The organism is Nocardia asiatica NBRC 100129 (assembly GCF_000308415.1).
Classification (GTDB): domain Bacteria; phylum Actinomycetota; class Actinomycetes; order Mycobacteriales; family Mycobacteriaceae; genus Nocardia; species Nocardia asiatica.
The window spans coordinates 1-16,264 of record NZ_BAFS01000119.1; the positions used below are offsets into that span (position 1 = coordinate 1).

Sequence of the window (16,264 nt, forward strand, 5' to 3'; positions counted from 1 at the left end):
GAACGGCTCCGGTATACAGCTGGCCTACCAACTGATCTTCGGCGCACCATTGGAAGCCGTCACCAATGTATGTACCCGCCAGCTCCGGGATCGCCTGCGTGAGTTGGCCGTTCCGGCGACCTTCGTGCTCCGTCCGACCGGAACCCATTCCTGGGGATACTGGCAGGACGACCTGCACGCTTCGTGGGAGACGATCGGCGCCGCGCTCGCGGGGAATCAGTGATCGGTGATCCAGGTGTCGGTGAACTCCGCCTCCGCGGCGAGCAACTCGATCAGCCGGGACACCATCGCGGCCTCGATCCTCTTGCCGAACAACGGGATGCCGACCTCGGCCGAACCGTCCACGACGGCCGTCGCCTTGTCGCCCTCGGTGAGCCGGACGGTTCCGCTCACCTGGGCGGGAACGCCCTCGACGCGGGCGTCGAAGCTGCCGCCCTCGCGGGTGTAGGTCTCGGTGCGCGCGACGACCAGGCCCTCGGGCCGCACGGCGGTGACGGCGCCGGGCAACTCCGAGGCGGCGACGGTTTGCCGCAGCCGCACGTGCAAGCGGTCCTCGGCGGCGTCGAATTCGACGAGCTGTCCGCCGACCTCCTCGATGCGGTCTTTCCAGTACTGCTCGTCGCCCAGCGCCGCTCGAAGCGCGTCGGCCGAATGGGAGTAGGTGGCCGTGTACGCCAAGGGGGTCGCCATACCGCCACACGCTACCTGCTGCCACGCCGTCCGGAGGTGGCGAATCATCGCCACCGATGCCCGGTGCCTGCTGAATTTTCATGAGTGGCAATCGGTTCGGTTTTCCGGACCAGGCCCCGTGCAGCATGAGTACCGGCACGCCGCGTCCGTGTGTCCGCTGCCGCCGTTCCGGCAGAGGAAGCCGCCACCCGCGCCGGACGACCGGTCAGCGCGCCGAAGACGTTTCCGGCGCTCGCTGGTACCGGTCGCCCGCGCGGCTCGGTTTCAGGTCTCCGAGAACGCCAGCATGTCCCTACGGAGTTCGGGGTCGGGTTCTCGCTCGGCAGCCGCCGCCACCCAGCCGCGTGCCTCGGGCGGGCGAGCCTCCGGCGGCCAATCGGCGAGCACGGTGAGGGCACCACGCCGGCACCGGACGAGCCGGTTGCCGAGCGCGACCGGCAGAAGTGCGCGGCCGGTGCCCGGATGGCCGCGCAGCTGCCAGACCAGGGTCTCGAGGACCGCATCCGCTCGATAGTCCGGGCCGAGGCCGAGTGCTCCGGACGGGCCGTCGGCCAGTCGGTCCAGCGGCAGGAGCTGTTCGGCGAGCTCGACCACCTGCCCGATCGTGCTCTGATCGGCGTGGCGCGTCGCCCAATGCCAGACGTAGACGTTGTCACGATCCGATCGCAAGCGCGCGAGCGCATTCGGCATGGCGTCCATGCCGAGTCGTCCCGCACAGGAGAGGGCGACCTCGAACGCGTTGGACCGCCGCTCGCCGGGGATTTGCGGATCGGTCGCGCCGTCGCGGGGCGCCAGTTCGGCGGTCACCAGATCGAGCCACCGCTGCTGCGCCGTGAGAGCCTCGTACCTGGCTCGAAGCCGAGCCGGCTCGCCGTCCGGCCAATCGAGATCGTCGGCGGAGACCAGCCGTCGGAGGGTCAGCGCCGCGGCCAGCCTCCCGAGTGTGGGCGCGGACCTGGCGACGAGTTCGGCGAAGCGATGCATGGCGGGTATCGCGTCGTCGTAGTCACGCATTTCCTTCGCGGGGCCGCCGATCGCGAGGGCTTCGAGGATGCCGGCCGCGCCGTCGAGCAGGGCGTCGTCCACCCCGTCCGCGAGCAAGGCCTCGTAGAGGCCGCCGGTTGTGGCGGCGATGTGGGCGAGATACTCGTTCATCACGCCGTTGCGGAACCCGCCGCGCAGCAACCATGCTTTGACGTCGGGGTCGGCGCAGCCTTCGAGTCGTTCCACGGCGTGGATCCGTCCCCAGCCGTGCAGCCGCTGCGCCAGCTCGAACACCGCGCGCTGTGGATCGGGCTGGGTGTTCATCAGCGCGACGACAGCGAAGAGGGCGAACTCCTCCAGCGACCCGAGCAGCTGGAGCAGTTCGCGGTCGCGCTGGTCGCCGCACATGCCGAGGAGCGCGATGCCGAGTTTGGCGACCTCGCGTTTCGTCGCGTTCTCGGTGACGAATCGTGCCGCACGGTAGAGCTTTTCGCTCGGCAAGTCCCGGGATCGCAACTCCGCGACGAGATCGTCGGCGATGCGAACGGCGGTTGATCCGGCGAAGTGCTCGAGCAGCCGAGCCGGATCGTCGAGATCGGCGAGGATCCGATCGGCGAGGTCGGTGACCGGGTGCGCGCGAGCGCCGAAATGGTGGGTGGTGACGCCGTCGTATACGACGCTGGGAAGGCCGGTTTCGCCGGTTTCGGACGGCTCGTCCGGTAGGGGATATCCGTCTCGCGGCCAAGGACCGGGACCGTGCAGAGCGGAGAGAGATAGCGCGTGGGCCACGAACGTGGCCGAGCGGGGGCTCATCGAGCCGGGCGCAGGACGCCCTTTCCGTGGGAGATCATGAACACGAGGATGGCAGCTCGCGCGCCGGGGCGCAACCGAGGACAGCGGTCGGTCAGGGAAGGCGCATCAGCTGCCGGGAGAGGCCGAACAGGCGGCGGGCGAGTTTCACGACGGGGAGGCCGAGCGGAAGCAGGAGGATCGTGACGCACAGCACCGCGCCCACGAGCCACACGACGGCGGCGAGGACCCCCAGCACCGTGCCGAGCACGGCAGTGAGAATTCCCAGCACTACGCCGAGCAAACCATTCAACAATCGCATGATTGACCTTTCCGGTTCCATTCTGCGCTTCTTCGAGCCGAGACGCACGTGCCATTTCTCCGAAATTTCACCTGGTCGGCCCGGGTGCCATTGGCGGATTTCGGAGCAGGCCGGTCGCAGTGCCGAGTGTGATGGCGTGGGCCTGCCCGCCCGGCGGCCCAGCCGGTACGGTTTCTGGCATGAGCCGAGCGATTGTGGAGCTATCGCATCCGATCTCGGACGGCATGCTCACTTGCCCGGGCCTGCCGGGGCCGCGCATCGTCGCCGAGAGCTCGCATGCGCAGTCGCCGCCGCTCGATGCGCGCTACGACATCGCACGCGTGGACATGGTCGGCGCCACCGGCACGTACATCGCCGCGCCTTCCCAGTACCACCCCGGCGGCGCCGACGTAGCCGAACTGCCCCTGGAGCGGCTGTGCAATGTGCCGATCGTGGTGATCCGCGCGCCGGGACGGCGCGCGGTGGGACCGGACGTGCTCGGTGATCCGGCGCGCCTGTGGGGCAAGGCGGTCCTCGTGCGCACCGGCTGGTCGGCCAAGTGGGGCTCGCCCGCCTACCGTGGTCCCGGACATCCTTTCCTGGTCGGCGAGGTCGGCGAGGCGCTGGTCGCCGCCAATGTCGCACTGGTGGGGCTCGATTCGCTCGACATCGACGACACATCCCTGCCGACGCGGCCGTGCCGTCACACGCTGCTCGGCGCGGGAATCCCGATCATCGAGCACATGACGAACCTGGAGGCGGTACCCGACACCGGCGCCAGGCTGTTCGCCCTGCCGGCGCCGGTGCGCGGAATGGGCTCGTTCCCGCTGCGCGCCGTGGCATGGATCGACTACTGAGGCGGCGAGTAGCCGCTGCGAAACCTTTGACTCAAAATTCCTCGGTGGGTACAGCATTCAGGATGCTCCGAGCGCCGCGATCTCAGGGCAGGAACGGCGGGACCGGGAGATCGTCGCCGAAAATGTCCGGAAGGTCGCGCTCGACGCTGTCGGGGAATCGGGCGGGCCGCTTCTCCAGGAAGGCCGTCACGCCTTCCCGGGCGTCCTCGCTCGCGCCCCGGTGGTAGATGCCGCGGGATTCGACGCGATGGGCGATCATCGGATGTTCGGATCCGAGATTGCGCCACAGCATCTGCCGGGACAGGGCCACCGAAACCGGTGCGGAGTGCTCGGTGACGCGGCGGGCCAGCGCATGCGCCTCGTCGAGCAGGGCATCGGCCGGATGCAGCGCGGAGAACAGTCCCGCGTCGAGCGCTTCGCCCGCCTCGACCAGACGGCCCGAGTACACCCAGTCCAGCGCGGTCTGCATCGGCACCAGACGCGGCAGGAACCAGCTCGAGCAGGACTCGGGCACGATGCCGCGTCGATTGAAGACGAACCCGATGCGGGCGTGGTCGACCGCGAGCCGGAAGTCCGCCGCGAGGGTCATGGTGATGCCCACGCCGACCGCCGGGCCGTTGACGGCGGCGATGATGGGCTTGCTGGACTCGAACATGCGCAGGACGACTTCGCCGCCGCCGTCGCGGAACGACGCCGCGGCATCCTGGTCGCCCGCGGCGAAGGTCTCCGCGCCCGCCGACAAGTCCGCCCCGGCGCAGAAGGCTCGCCCCGCGCCGGTGATCACCACCGCTCGGATCCGATCGTCGCGGTCGCAGGTGTCGAAGGCATCGATCAGTTCGCGTCCCATCGCGGTGGTGAACGCGTTGAGCTGCTGGGGGCGGTCGAGGGTGATGGTGGCGATGGCGTCGGCGACGTCCAGGCGAATATCGGCCATAACCCGACAGCTTGCCACCACACTGACATCGCAGCTCTTGCAGGGGGTTCGCCCGGTACCGAGCGAAGGCTAAGCCGATCAAATGAAGAATGGCTGTTTACTTAGTGCTCGCCTGGCGGTTAGCCTGTCGCCGTGTGCCGGTTGGTCACGGCACCTGACGCCCCGCCGGGGCGGCAGCGCAAACCGGTCGGCCGGCGTCTCGCGCCGTCGGTAGGCAACCCGGAGAACAGGAGTGGGATGGACATCAGCAACGCGGTCGCGGCGGTGACCGGTGGCGCGTCGGGACTCGGTTTGGCGACCGTGCGGGAACTGCACGGCAAAGGCGCGAAGGTCGTGATCATCGACCTGCCGTCGTCCTCCGGTGAGGCCGTCGCGAAGGAACTCGGCGACGGCGTGGTCTTCGCCGCGGCCGACGTCACGAACGAGGAGCAGATCACCGCCGCCCTCGACGCCGCGCAGGAACTCGGCGAACTGCGCGTGGCGGTGAACTGCGCGGGCATCGGCAACGCCATCAAGACCGTGGGCAAGAACGGAGCGTTCCCGCTCGCGGACTTCACCAAGGTGATCAACGTCAACCTGATCGGCACCTTCAACGTGATCCGGCTGGCCGCCGAACGGATCTCGCGCACCGATCCGGTCGGCGAGGAGCGGGGCGTCATCATCAATACCGCGTCGGTGGCGGCGTTCGACGGCCAGATCGGGCAGGCGGCCTATTCCGCGTCCAAGGGCGGCATCGTCGGCCTGACCCTGCCGGTGGCGCGCGACCTCGCGAGCCTGAAGATCCGCGTGGTGACCATCGCGCCGGGACTGTTCCACACTCCGCTGTTCGCCACCTTGCCCGACGAAGCCATCGCCTCGCTGGGCGCGCAGGTCCCGCATCCGTCGCGGCTCGGTGACCCCACCGAGTACGCTGCGCTCGCGCGCCACATCGTGGAGAACCCGATGCTCAACGGCGAAACCATCCGCCTCGACGGCGCGATCCGGATGGCGCCGCGCTGAGTTGACCGTCCTGCTGCTGTCCCACGATCAGCGGATCCGTCGGGGGCCGGCGGCGGAACGGACGCCGGCCACAGTGATCACCGTGACCACCAGCACCGTCATCAGCCTCATGGTGTTCCAAGCGCCCGGATCCGGAATCGGCTCCGCGACCGGCAGGCCCCGCGCGGTCGGGTGATTCCGCGCGGGCGGGGGGAACTCGGCGCGGGGCTGCTCCGCCTGGGGCTGTGTCGGGGTGGTGACCGAGGGCAAGAGCGGAACGACGGGGAAAGCGGGGGCCGGCGGGCCGAGCTGAAGGGGACTCATCGGCACCGCCGGCGGTGCAGGGGCCAGCAAGAGCAAGCAGGTCAGCACCGCACTGCCCGTGGCGGCGCTGCCCACGGCGGCGCTGCCGAGCCCCGATCCACTCGATCCCGGTCCGATCAGGCCCGGCACCAGGGAGCCGAAGCCGCTCCCGGTCGCCAGCCCGAGCAGCAGCAGGGCGCTTCCCGTCGTCGCGCTGCCGGTGCACGCCGTTTGGACGCTCCCCGTGTCCAGCTTCGGTGTCTCGCCCGGGCTGTCCGCGATGACGTTCGAGCCGAGTGCCGCACTCTCCGCGCGGGGCGCGCCACGGTCCAGTTGCTCGTGCCGGGCGGCGCGCGAGCCGCTGTCGGTGGGCCGGTAACCGAAATCGGCGCTGCCGGTGGGAATTCGGATCGGGCCGAGGGACAGCGACCCGCCTTCAGCGGCAGGACCGACGGCGCTGCCGGACGACGGGACATCCGGACCGAGGCTCGAACCGTTCCCCGGGAAGGTCTCCGCTGTGCCGGCGCCCGCACTCCCGGTGGCGATGTCGCCGAGCGGCAGCCACGGCGGGGCCTCCGCGGATGCTTCCAGAGGTTGGACCGCGAGCGTCGCAATGGTCAGGGGAAGCAGGGCGGTAGCGAATCCTCGAGTGAAGCTTCGTGTTCGAGTTGCGCCTCGGTGGCATCGCATGGGCAGTCGCCTCGTCGTTGTCGAAACTGGGCCGGGAGGGGTCACGTCGTGTGCTGGTAGCGGGACAGCGCCAGCTCGAAGGCATCCTTCGACACCAGGTTCCCGCCGGAGTACGGTTCGTCGAGGTTGTAGATCGCTCGGATCACCACACCGACGATGGCGCCGAGCAGCGCGGTCGTCACGACACTGCGTTTGGTGACCTGGACGCCGGAGAGGACCACGCTCAACAACAGCAGCACCGTGCAGATCCACATGGCCAGGTAGAGGAAGCCGGGAACCCGGTAACCGGCGTCCAGCGCACGGTCGGCGCGCGCCTGGGCGACCGCGTCCAAGCTGGTCAGCGCGTTGGTCCGGAGCGTATCGACGTCGGGGTCCGCCGCGTCCACCGCCGCCACCGCGTCACGCAGCGTGTCGAGGGTGTCCTGGGTGGATTGGCTGAGCCGGCCGTGGCCGGCCATGACGGCCCATTCTTCGTCGAGGACCTGCTCGGTGTAGTCGCGTACCAGCCCTTGGATCCGCGCATGGTCGGGCTCCGGCATTCCGTGCGCCGCCCAGTAGGTATCGATCAGTGCCTTGGCTTCGGCGATGGTGTGATTGCGCGCGTTGTCGTACTGCTGCCAGGCGATCACCACGATGAACGCGACCACCGCCATGAAGATCGTGTTGATCAGGTTGAGCACCAGTGCGCCCACGGTGTCGTCGTCGGTCTGCCGCCACGTTTTCGGGTGCAGGCGATCCCCGGCCACGAAGACGATTACCGCGACGAGCGCGGTCACGGCAGGCACGAGAATTTCCAGGGCCATGCGGGGCTCCGTTCTGTCCGGACGGCTCTCGCGAGCACCGCCTCGGCGATCGCAGGGCGTGTCGCACTACGGGTGCCTGCCGGGCGGGCACTCGGCGCGCGCCGAGCCAGGTCGATCAATCCTTCGATTTCGTTCGCGCTGTAGCGGTTCGGATCGCGCCGACAGCGCACGATCCGCGACGGCTGCCCGAAAGGCGGCGCATCGATCTAGAACTGTGGGCGCCGCCGCGCGAACACTCGAGATCAGCGGCCCACGGCGCCCTCAGTAGAGATCGTCCCCGCTACCTTGGTGCCGGTTCGGTAGTCGCCTCCGACAGGTATGCGGCACCTGGTAAGCCGGCGTTGCCGGGACGGGCATTGCGTTGGTCATGCGTGGTCCTCACCCCCGAGATGAATACCGAGACGATCAACGATGGCGCTGTCGACCGCCTGCGTTGTTCGGATCTGATCAGTGGTGCACAGCAAATCGGTACGCGACGCGCGCCTGTGCGAACCAGGCGCTGGTGAATCGTCCTGGACGGCAGGCCGATCTGGACGACACCGATAGTAGACGGCGAATCCGCCTGCACGTGGCGGAATTTCGGATTGTGCCGCCGCGGCTGCGGGCGCCCGGGCGATCGCGACAGAGGTTTGTGGATGCCGAGAGATTGCCGTCGAGCCGGTTCGCGGTGGAGGTAGGTCGATGACGGTGCAGTCGCACATCGGGCATTCGTGCATGGATGCGGCCGAGAAAATCGCAATGAGCTGCCCTAACAGGCTACACCGGACCGAGCGTGCGCCCCGTCGCAGCGGCGATCGTCAGCGTGGTTCCGCGTGTGCCGACAGTGGAAACGAGTAGTTAGCTACTCGCGTCCGGGGGCCGCGGGTCGGCGCACACTCGACCGGACCGCCGGGAATGTGCCTCCCGGAGGAGGTGATCATGAGAAACGATTCGCGAACAATGCTTGTCGCGGCGGCCGTAGCGGGACTGCTCGGCGTCGTGTCGATACCGATCGCGGCAACAGAGCCCGTGCCGACCCTACCCGTCCCGCCGGTCGCGACGTCGGAACCGGTCTGGCCGCCTACCGAGCCACAAAAGGGCTCGACGACGACTACTACGACTACGACTACGACGTCGACGACAGCGCAAGCGCCTGTCTCGACGACCCCCGTCCGCACGACCACGTCGCCACCGATCGCGACGACTGCGCAGTCACCGATCGCGACGACGCCACAGCCGCCGATCACCAGTTCACCTCCGATAACGTCGGCGACAACCTCCGTCGAGATAGGTCCCGCGCCGGTCGTCACGACCACCGCCGAGGACCCGACGCCCACCGAGCCGACCGGTGGGCGTCCGCCCACGGCGCAACCACCCGATGGCGGCCGCCAGGACTCGGATGCGGGCGACCTGCTCGGCCTGAGCGGATTCCTCCTCGCCCTCGGCGCCGCACTGCTGCTGGCGCGCGCCCGGCGCAAGGGCCGGGAGGGTGCTTCGCCCACGCGTAACGATGATCCGCGTCCGCCGCAGGTAGGCGTGCGAGTGGTCGCGAACTCCGCCCCGACGATCCACATCCGCCAGGTCGTCCGCGCTCCGGTCGTACGGGTTCGGCTGCGCGCGGGCGAGCCGTGGCTGCACATCGAGGAGGTACACGGATGACAAGTCCAGCGTCGATCAGTGCTCAGGCGATTCTGTTCCGGAACGCCGCGCACGATGCCGGTGTGGGGGAGCTGGCGGAGTGCCTGCGGGAAAGGGGCATCGAACACCTGGCCCTGCGCCGAGTGCCGGGCGCCGCCGCGATACTGCGGTCGGCGGCGCTGCGGGAGGTGGCGGAGACGATCCACGGGCTGCTCGAGATCGACCTCGGCAGTGTCGCCATCGGGGGCTGGCGCCGCTACGACCGGCTGCGCCGAGCGGCGATACGCACCCGCTCGGGCGGAGTCGAACAAGTCACCCTGGCCGAACACGAGATCACCCATTCCTGTCGACCGTCCCTCGACGTCACTGTCGACGGGAACCCGGTCGGTGAGTTCGCGGTGGAGATCTGCGTCGCGATCCTGCTGGAGCCGCTGACCTCGACGGTCCGCGACGGCACGCTGGTGGCACTCGGCCCCGGCAACTGCACTGTGACGGTCTCGATCGGAACGCCGGAACTGGGACCGATCATGAAGCGCGAACGGACACTGCGCACCGCGACCATGATCGACCTCCGGTGGCCCATACCGCTGGTCGAGCGACCCGCGGCACCGCCCGCGCCGCTGCCGGCCGGTCGCGGCCCCGGGGTGCGTCCACCCCGAACGCGCTGGACCGCGGGGTGATGCGGGATCGGCTCCGCGAGAACGACCCTCTGTTGCTCGATAGCGTGGCAACATCAAGGGTGCCGAATCGGAGTGTGCCGTTCACACTCGCACCGCTGACGATCGGCGCAATGGGACTGCCCTGGGGCGCGAAACCCGCACCCAGACAACAGAAGAGCCACATATGAACAGATACGCGCACTATGTCGGCACCCTGCCCGCGGAACTGACGACGGGCGATCGCGCCGTCATGCAGTGGTTCACCGACCACAGCGAGGGATGGCCCGTCACCGCCGTGCCGTGCGACCTCGACCCGGACTGGATTCTCGACTACCTCCGCACGCGCAAGCACCATACCGACGTCTTCGAGGTCGTCCGGGCAGGTGACTACGCCGACTACGGCGATTTCCCCAGCTATGGCCTGCGGGCGGGGCGTACATTGCAGCCGCGGCATGTATCGATGGACCGGGTCGAGCGAATCGGCGGGGTCGTGGAGGCGTTCGAGTCGCTCCGCGGCGAGCGGCCCGAGCTGGCGAGAACGAAAGTGCAGATCAGTCAGCCGAATCCGCTCGATCTCGCGATGTTCGTGTTCGCGGGGGCCGCGGTCTCGAACGGGCTTCCTGTCGGGCCCGCTCTGCGCCGCTCCCGTCTGGTGGTGAATGCGATCCGGCAGCTACCGGTGTTCACCGAAGCGGTGGTGCAGGAGGTGACCGAAGTCCTCGACCGGTACGGTGACCGGGTCGTCTGGCAGCTGGAGTCGCCGCTGGCGCTGCTGAGTATGGTCAAAGCCGAGCAGCTGTGGTCGCAATGGGCGCTCGGCCCGCTGGTCGCACGGCAGCTCGCGGGATTCCTCGGGCGGATGCACGAACTCGGGGCCGAGGTCATCGTCCACCTGTGCTATGGCGACTACCAGCACAAGAGCCTGCTGAGCCCGCGCAGTCTCGCCCCGGCGGTCCAGTTGCTCGGCCGAACGGCACGACTGCTGAACAAACAGGGGACGCCGCTACCGCCGGTGCATATTCCGTGCGCGTACGGTGCCGAGCCCGCCCCGCTGAATCCACGGTTCTACGCGCCGTTGCGCAAGCTCGATCCGGGTTGGCGAGCGATCGCCGGTGTCGTTTCTCCGGATTCCGGTGCGGACAGTGCCGCTGCGCTCGGTCTCTTCGAAGCAGCGGCCGGCCGGGAAGCCTACGGTGTCGCGACCGCGTGCGGACTCGGCCGCTGTAGCGTCGACGACGCGCGGCGGGCGGTAGCGAACACGGTCTCGGTGGCCGCCGCCGGCGCCGGTCGAGAACCGTAGTCCGCGCCGCCGGCGAACGCCGTAGGGCGAATTACGTTGTCCGGACACCGCTCTCGTGCCGAGGGCGATGCCGCCTACGTCTGCGCGACGGTCGGACCGTTGCTATGTTGCTAGCGTGAGCGGGGCGCCGAGCTCTGGAGACAGGGCTCGGCAGGCACGTGTACCCGCTCACCGACCCGTACTCGCCGATCCTGTTCCAGCACTTGGAGTCACATCCTTGACCACACCACAGTCCCCGATGTCCGCGCCACACGCCACTGGATCCGGAGCGTGCCCCGTCCAGCACGGATCTCCTGCCGACGCGGACGTCCTACGAGTTCCGCTGCACACGAAGGAGTTCGTCGCCGACCCGCATCACGCCTACCGCGAGATGCGTCACCAGTACGGCTCGCTGGTGCCGATCGAGCTGGCGCCCGGTGTCCCGGCCACCCTCGTGATCGGCTACCAGACCGCGGTGCGGATTCTCAGCGACCCGGACCATTTCCCAGCTGATCCGCGGACATGGCAGAAGACCATTCCCGAGACCTCTCCCGTCCGGCCGATGATGGAGTGGTACCCGGCCGCACGCTACAACACCGGACTGGCGCACGACCGCTACCGCAGCGCCTCCGTCGACGCCATCGACGGGATCGATTTGTTCGACGTGCCCTCCATGGTCGAGCGCATCGCCATCCCACTGATCAACGCGTTCTGTGCGGCCGGAACCGCCGATCTGGTGACCCAGTACGCGTTCCCGCTCGTTCTCGAGGTGCTCAACCAGATGGTCGGCTGCCCGGCCGAGATCGGTGAGCGGGTGGCGGCCGGTATGGCCGCGCGCTTCGACACGGTCCGCGGTCCCGAGGGCATGAAGATGGTCAAAGAGGCGCTGATGCAGTTGATCCGGATCAAGCGCCAGCAACCCGGCGACGACGTCACCTCGCGCTTGGCCCATCACACCACCGACCTCGACGACGTCGAGATCTTCGCCCAGCTCATGAGCTTCTACGGAGCGGGTTTCGAAGCGCAGCGCAATCTGATCACGAACGCCTTGCTGCTGATGATCACCGACGACAGGTTCCGGTTCGGCGACGTCCTCGGGCGGAATCTGTCCACTACCGACGCGCTCGACGAAGTTTTGTTCAACGACCCGCCGATGGCGAACTTCTGCACGACGTATCCGCGGCAGCCGATCATGGTCGACGGCGTCTGGCTGCCCGCCGACCAGCCGGTCGTCATCAGTCTCGCGGGCTGCAACAACGATCCGCAGATCCGCGGTACCGACGAGCCAGGGGGCAGCCGTATCGGCAACCGCTCCCATCTGGCGTGGAGTGCGGGCCCGCATGCCTGTCCGGCGAAGTCGGTCGCGTACATGACGGTGCAGAACGCCATCGATCAGTTGCTCGACGCCCTGCCGGAGATCCAGTTGGCGAAACCGGCGAACGAACTGCAGTGGCGGCCGGGTCCGTTCCATCGGGCGCTGATGGCCTTGCCCGTCGTCTTTCCCAAGTCCCCGCCGGTGACCATCGTGTAGCGGCGCCCACCCGATGCGTGGCCGCTATTCGAAGCGGCGGCCGTCATCCGGGGCGTCCGTCGGTACGGCGTGGCTGCCGGAAACTATCTGCGCGGGCGCCTACCATGATCATGCTGTGCGACGTGGCGGCGCCGCACGGCGAACGGGGAAGCGGCCCGCCCGGCGTAATCCGACGTCGGGCGGGCCGTTGTATTCCGGCCTCCCGCCGTCTGTCCCGAGCCGCAACGCGGTTCGGTCCGTCGTACCGACTTCCTCGCCCGCGCAGATCCGTTCCGCGTCCGGCGGTGTCGCCGCGGATGAAGAGTTCTGTCGCGCAATGGATGTGCCGAAGTGTTTGTCGCCGGGCGGCGCGGGTAGGCAACGACGAATGGCGTATGTCAGGAGGTCGGAATATGGCAACGAACAATAGTGTCGGGCAGTTGCGCAGCGTGGTGCTGGACTGCCCCGAACCGCGCAAACTCGCCAGGTTCTACCGCGAGCTGCTCGGAGGAGACCTGCTCGAAGACGACGACGACAACTGGGTGGTGCTGGTCGAGACCTCCGGTAGACGTATCGCCTTTCAAACAGCGCCGCAATACAAGCCGCCGCGCTTTCCCGACCCCGAGGCGTCCCAGCAAGTCCATCTCGACGTGCTGGTGGACGATATCGCGCAAGCCGAGCCCGCGGCCCTCGCCCTGGGTGCGACACTGGTCCAAGCCGAAACCGACGGTGCGTTCCGGGTGTACGCCGATCCGGTAGGCCACACCTTCTGCTTGGTGTGGCTTCCGGAGTAACTTCGCCCCCGGCTCGTCACCCGACTGACGATCGCGCTCGATCCGCGCGATAGGTGGGGGTGACGAGCCGGGTGACGGCCGATCAGCTCACTCGGGCGGGGCCGGTCGCCGGATCTCGTCGGCCACCGAACCGCCCGCGATGTCGGCCGCGAGGCCGATCTCCTCCTCGTAGCGGTGGTCGACCTGCACTCCGTCGCTGTCGCAGGTGATGTCCTCGAGTTTCTCGGACCGGGTTTCCTCGCGCGCTGGGACTCGGTCCGGATCGACATCGGGCTCCTCTTCGGCGAGCCGGTCTCCGATCGGCCGTGGATGAGCTTGCTCCCATGCCGTCACGCCGTACTTCGTGGCTCCGGTCCAGTGCTCCGGCGGGTCCATCCCGGCCTCGAGCGGGTCGGAACGCAGCCGGTCCTCGTCGAGGTCCTCGGCGCTGCTCAGCGCCGCCGGATCGGTTTCGACCGAGTCGGGCGCGCCCGTGTCCTGGGGCGGGTCGTAGGTCTCGTTGGGTTCGGTCATCGCTGCCTCCTCTCCTGCACTGAGCGACTTCCCGCTACTCTCCCCGGCAAACCCCGGGGAACCGTCGCGGCGAGCGGCCGCGATCACCTGCCGGAGCCGGGCATCGTGGCCGGTACTGCGGCGATGGTCATCTCCGGGTGAAAACGCCGAGGTGTTCGGTGTCGTAGTACTCGAGTGTGAGTTCGTCGCCCTTGAAGGTGGCCTGTGAGACCGAACCACGATTGGCGTTCTCGCCAGAAGGAGTGAAGACGAACCTGTCGCCGTCCCAATGCGTCAGAGGGAAGGTCATATTGTTCGGACCGAGACTGAGTGTCAAGGAGTCGCCGACGGCACTGACTGTCGCCGGGCCGTAGTAGGCGTTGTCGTATGTGCCCACATATGACGCCGTGGGGCGTGCGGGGGCCGGGTCGGCAGGCGGCTGGTCACCGGCCAGGGCGCCCGCGGGCGCACCCAGCGGCGCGAGCGCCGTACGGTACAGCGTGCGCCAGTCCTGCTGGATCTTGCCGAACTGGACCAGGTCGGCGAACTCGGCGTTGAGCGTTTCGGGGACGCCGATCGGCGCCGCGTTGGTCAGTGTCACGATGCCGACGTCCGCCGAGGGGATCAAGGTGAACGCGGTCCCCGCACCCAGACCGAACGCGCCGGAATGACCGAGGACGACGCGGCCGGAGGCGGAATCGCTGACGTTGAAACCGAATCCGTAGAACCCGGCGCGCGCGTCGGGCGTCTTCGGCGGTGCCGACAAGGCTTGCGGGGAGACGGCGGGCAGCAAGTCCTCCGTCGGCACCAGCACCGAGCCGCCTGCGGAGCCGTTCGCGAGCACCATCGACATCCATTTGGTCATGTCGGCTACCGAGGAACTGACCCCGCCCGCCGGGGACTGCGTGTCCGGTTGCCGCTGCGGATTCGCCACCTCGTACTTCCCGTCGACGAGCACGTGTCCCTCGGCCCGGTTCGGACGCGAGACGAAGTCGGCGTAACGCGAGCTGGTCGCTTTCATGCCGAGCGGGCCGTAGATCGTCTGCTGGGACAGCGTCTCCCAGTCGGTGCCCGCCGCGGTGGCCACGGCGACGGCGGCCGCGGTCAGGCCGAAGTTGGTGTACTCGTAGGAGTCGCGGAAGGCGCCCAGCGGCAACAACCGGAGCCGGTCGAGTATCTGCTGCCGGTCGTAGCCGAGGTCCTCCAACAGGTCGCCCGCGTGATCGGGCAGGCCGGAGCGGTGTGCGTACAGGTCGCCGACGGTGACGTGCTCGGTGACGTAGGGGTCGGCGAGCGCGAAAGTCGGCAGCAGCCGGCGCACCGGAGTGTCCCATTCGACGCCTCCGGCGGCGATCCGGCGCGCGACGACCGTAGCTCCGATCGGTTTGGACACCGACGCCAGCTGGAAGACCGTGTCCGGGTCGACCTTCTCCTTGGTGATGACACTGCGGACGCCGAAGCCTTTGCTGTACACGACCTTGCCCTCGTGCACGACGGCGACCGCCATGCCGGGTATGCCGGAGGAGGCGAGCAGCTCTTCGGCGAGGTGGTCCAGCTCGCCCACCGCGTCGTCGATCCGTCCGTCCGGGATCGGCACGCCCGCGGCTCGGTTGGGCAGCACCGCGGAACTGGAGGGCGCCCCGGCTCCGCCGGAGTCCGTCTCGCCGCCGCATCCGGTCAAGGCGAGCACGGCGGCCGTCGCCGTCGCCATGGGACCGAGCAGTACCCGCTGCCGTGTGCTCACCGGTCGCCTCCTGGCTTTCGTAGCGACAAAAGACCAGATAAAGGCTAGTTCAGGTGATGTTGCTGAGGGGTGGGTTCAGAAGTCTTCGACGTGCGGCGGGGCGAGGGGAGCGGCTTCACCCCGCCGCGTACCGGCCGGCGGCCGCCAGGAAACGGACGGCGACCTATCCGGCGGCGGGCGTCTTGCGGATCTCCACGATCGGAAGTACGAGGGCGGCAGGGGAGTTCGCCGGAACGACAGGGCGTACTGGTGCGATCGGGGCGATGCGCCGGTATCCCGTACCCACCGGCGGCCGGTTGTCCACCTCGCCTTTGTTGGGCCAGTAGGCCGCCGCGCGCTCGGCCTGCGCGACGATCGTCAGCGAGGGGTTGACGCCCAGGTTGGCCGAGACCGCCGCACCGTCGACGACGCTGAGCGTGGGGTACCCGTACACGCGGTGGTAGGCGTCGATCACGCCGTGCTCGGCGTCGGCTCCGATCGCCGCCCCGCCCAGGAAATGCGCCGTGAGCGGGATGTTGAAGATCTCGCCCCAACTGCCGCCCGCGATGCCGCCGATCCGCTCCGCGACCCGCCTGGTCACGTCGTTGCCCACCGGAATCCAGGTCGGATTGGGCTCGCCGTGGCCCTGCTTGCTGGTGAGTTTGCGGCCGAACAAGCCCCGCTTGGTGTACGTGGTGATCGAATTGTCCAAGTGCTGCATGACCAGCGAGATGATGGTCCGTTCACTCCAGTTCTTGGTGCTCAGGAAGCTGAGCAGGTCCATCGGGTGCCGCAGCACCATGGCGAGGAAGCGCAGCCAGCGCGGAATGCGGCCACCGCCGTCGACCATGAGCGTCTGGA

16 protein-coding genes and 1 pseudogene are annotated in these 16,264 nt (G+C 68.5%); 7 read left to right on the top strand and 10 right to left on the bottom strand.

Annotated elements, in window-relative coordinates; all coding sequences use genetic code 11:
- Window positions 1-223: pseudogene (locus tag ON27_RS11030) on the top strand (esterase family protein); the annotation flags it as partial.
- On the opposite strand, the gene ON27_RS11035 reads toward ON27_RS11030, so the two are convergent.
- The 3 genes from ON27_RS11035 to ON27_RS11045 form a co-directional block, all read right to left on the bottom strand.
- Window positions 217-690 carry a DUF2505 domain-containing protein gene (locus ON27_RS11035; RefSeq protein ID WP_043723893.1) on the bottom strand — a complete coding sequence of 158 codons (474 nt, stop codon included), beginning with the start codon at window positions 688-690 and terminating at the stop codon, window positions 217-219. The pseudogene ON27_RS11030 and the gene ON27_RS11035 overlap by 7 nt on opposite strands.
- A gap of 264 nt (window positions 691-954) precedes the next feature.
- Window positions 955-2,487 (bottom strand): hypothetical protein, encoded by a 1,533-nt coding sequence (locus ON27_RS11040; protein ID WP_157227154.1) that lies wholly within the window; start codon window positions 2,485-2,487, stop codon window positions 955-957.
- A 91-nt stretch (window positions 2,488-2,578) separates the two neighbouring features.
- On the bottom strand, window positions 2,579-2,785 hold the full coding sequence (locus ON27_RS11045; RefSeq protein WP_043723895.1) for a hypothetical protein: 207 nt from the start codon (window positions 2,783-2,785) through the stop codon (window positions 2,579-2,581).
- A 179-nt stretch (window positions 2,786-2,964) separates the two neighbouring features.
- Between ON27_RS11045 and ON27_RS11050 the strand changes: the two genes are divergently transcribed.
- Window positions 2,965-3,621 (top strand): cyclase family protein, encoded by a 657-nt coding sequence (locus tag ON27_RS11050; protein WP_043723899.1) that lies wholly within the window; start codon window positions 2,965-2,967, stop codon window positions 3,619-3,621.
- Between the two features lie 82 nt (window positions 3,622-3,703).
- Here the strand turns inward: ON27_RS11050 and ON27_RS11055 are convergent, their stop codons facing one another.
- The gene (locus ON27_RS11055) at window positions 3,704-4,555 is read right to left on the bottom strand and encodes a crotonase/enoyl-CoA hydratase family protein (protein ID WP_043723902.1); all 852 of its coding nucleotides are present in this window, start codon (window positions 4,553-4,555) and stop codon (window positions 3,704-3,706) included.
- 237 nt (window positions 4,556-4,792) lie between these two features.
- On the opposite strand from ON27_RS11055, the gene ON27_RS11060 reads away from it, so the two are divergent.
- Window positions 4,793-5,554 carry a 3-hydroxyacyl-CoA dehydrogenase gene (locus ON27_RS11060; protein WP_043723907.1) on the top strand — a complete coding sequence of 254 codons (762 nt, stop codon included), beginning with the start codon at window positions 4,793-4,795 and terminating at the stop codon, window positions 5,552-5,554.
- A gap of 27 nt (window positions 5,555-5,581) precedes the next feature.
- Here ON27_RS11060 and ON27_RS11065 read toward each other — a convergent pair whose 3' ends face one another.
- The 3 genes from ON27_RS11065 to ON27_RS42810 all read right to left on the bottom strand — a co-directional run bounded on the left by ON27_RS11065 (window position 5,582) and on the right by ON27_RS42810 (window position 8,624).
- Window positions 5,582-6,526: a hypothetical protein gene (locus ON27_RS11065; RefSeq protein WP_043723909.1), complete on the bottom strand. Its 945-nt coding sequence runs from the start codon at window positions 6,524-6,526 to the stop codon at window positions 5,582-5,584.
- Window positions 6,527-6,567: 41 nt separating this feature from the next.
- Window positions 6,568-7,329: a bestrophin-like domain gene (locus tag ON27_RS11070; protein WP_043723910.1), complete on the bottom strand. Its 762-nt coding sequence runs from the start codon at window positions 7,327-7,329 to the stop codon at window positions 6,568-6,570.
- Window positions 7,330-8,126: 797 nt separating this feature from the next.
- Window positions 8,127-8,624 (bottom strand): hypothetical protein, encoded by a 498-nt coding sequence (locus ON27_RS42810; protein ID WP_157227155.1) that lies wholly within the window; start codon window positions 8,622-8,624, stop codon window positions 8,127-8,129.
- A 339-nt stretch (window positions 8,625-8,963) separates the two neighbouring features.
- Here ON27_RS42810 and ON27_RS11080 point away from each other — a divergent pair, with 339 nt between their 5' ends.
- From ON27_RS11080 to ON27_RS11095, 4 genes are all read left to right on the top strand, one after another.
- Window positions 8,964-9,626 carry a hypothetical protein gene (locus tag ON27_RS11080; protein ID WP_043723920.1) on the top strand — a complete coding sequence of 221 codons (663 nt, stop codon included), beginning with the start codon at window positions 8,964-8,966 and terminating at the stop codon, window positions 9,624-9,626.
- 163 nt (window positions 9,627-9,789) lie between these two features.
- Window positions 9,790-10,905 carry a hypothetical protein gene (locus ON27_RS11085; RefSeq protein WP_043723924.1) on the top strand — a complete coding sequence of 372 codons (1,116 nt, stop codon included), beginning with the start codon at window positions 9,790-9,792 and terminating at the stop codon, window positions 10,903-10,905.
- A 238-nt stretch (window positions 10,906-11,143) separates the two neighbouring features.
- A complete protein-coding gene (locus tag ON27_RS11090; protein ID WP_043723926.1) occupies window positions 11,144-12,415 on the top strand; it encodes a cytochrome P450 family protein in 1,272 nt (423 codons plus the stop codon).
- A gap of 392 nt (window positions 12,416-12,807) precedes the next feature.
- The gene (locus ON27_RS11095; RefSeq protein ID WP_043723928.1) at window positions 12,808-13,188 is read left to right on the top strand and encodes a VOC family protein; all 381 of its coding nucleotides are present in this window, start codon (window positions 12,808-12,810) and stop codon (window positions 13,186-13,188) included.
- Between the two features lie 87 nt (window positions 13,189-13,275).
- On the opposite strand, the gene ON27_RS11100 is transcribed toward ON27_RS11095, so the two are convergent.
- The 3 genes from ON27_RS11100 to ON27_RS11110 form a co-directional block, all read right to left on the bottom strand.
- Window positions 13,276-13,701 (bottom strand): hypothetical protein, encoded by a 426-nt coding sequence (locus ON27_RS11100; RefSeq protein WP_043723932.1) that lies wholly within the window; start codon window positions 13,699-13,701, stop codon window positions 13,276-13,278.
- Between the two features lie 127 nt (window positions 13,702-13,828).
- Window positions 13,829-15,391: a serine hydrolase gene (locus tag ON27_RS11105; RefSeq protein WP_043723935.1), complete on the bottom strand. Its 1,563-nt coding sequence runs from the start codon at window positions 15,389-15,391 to the stop codon at window positions 13,829-13,831.
- 196 nt (window positions 15,392-15,587) lie between these two features.
- Window positions 15,588-16,264 (bottom strand): GMC oxidoreductase (locus tag ON27_RS11110; RefSeq protein WP_043723939.1); only part of this gene is annotated, 677 nt, incomplete at its 5' end.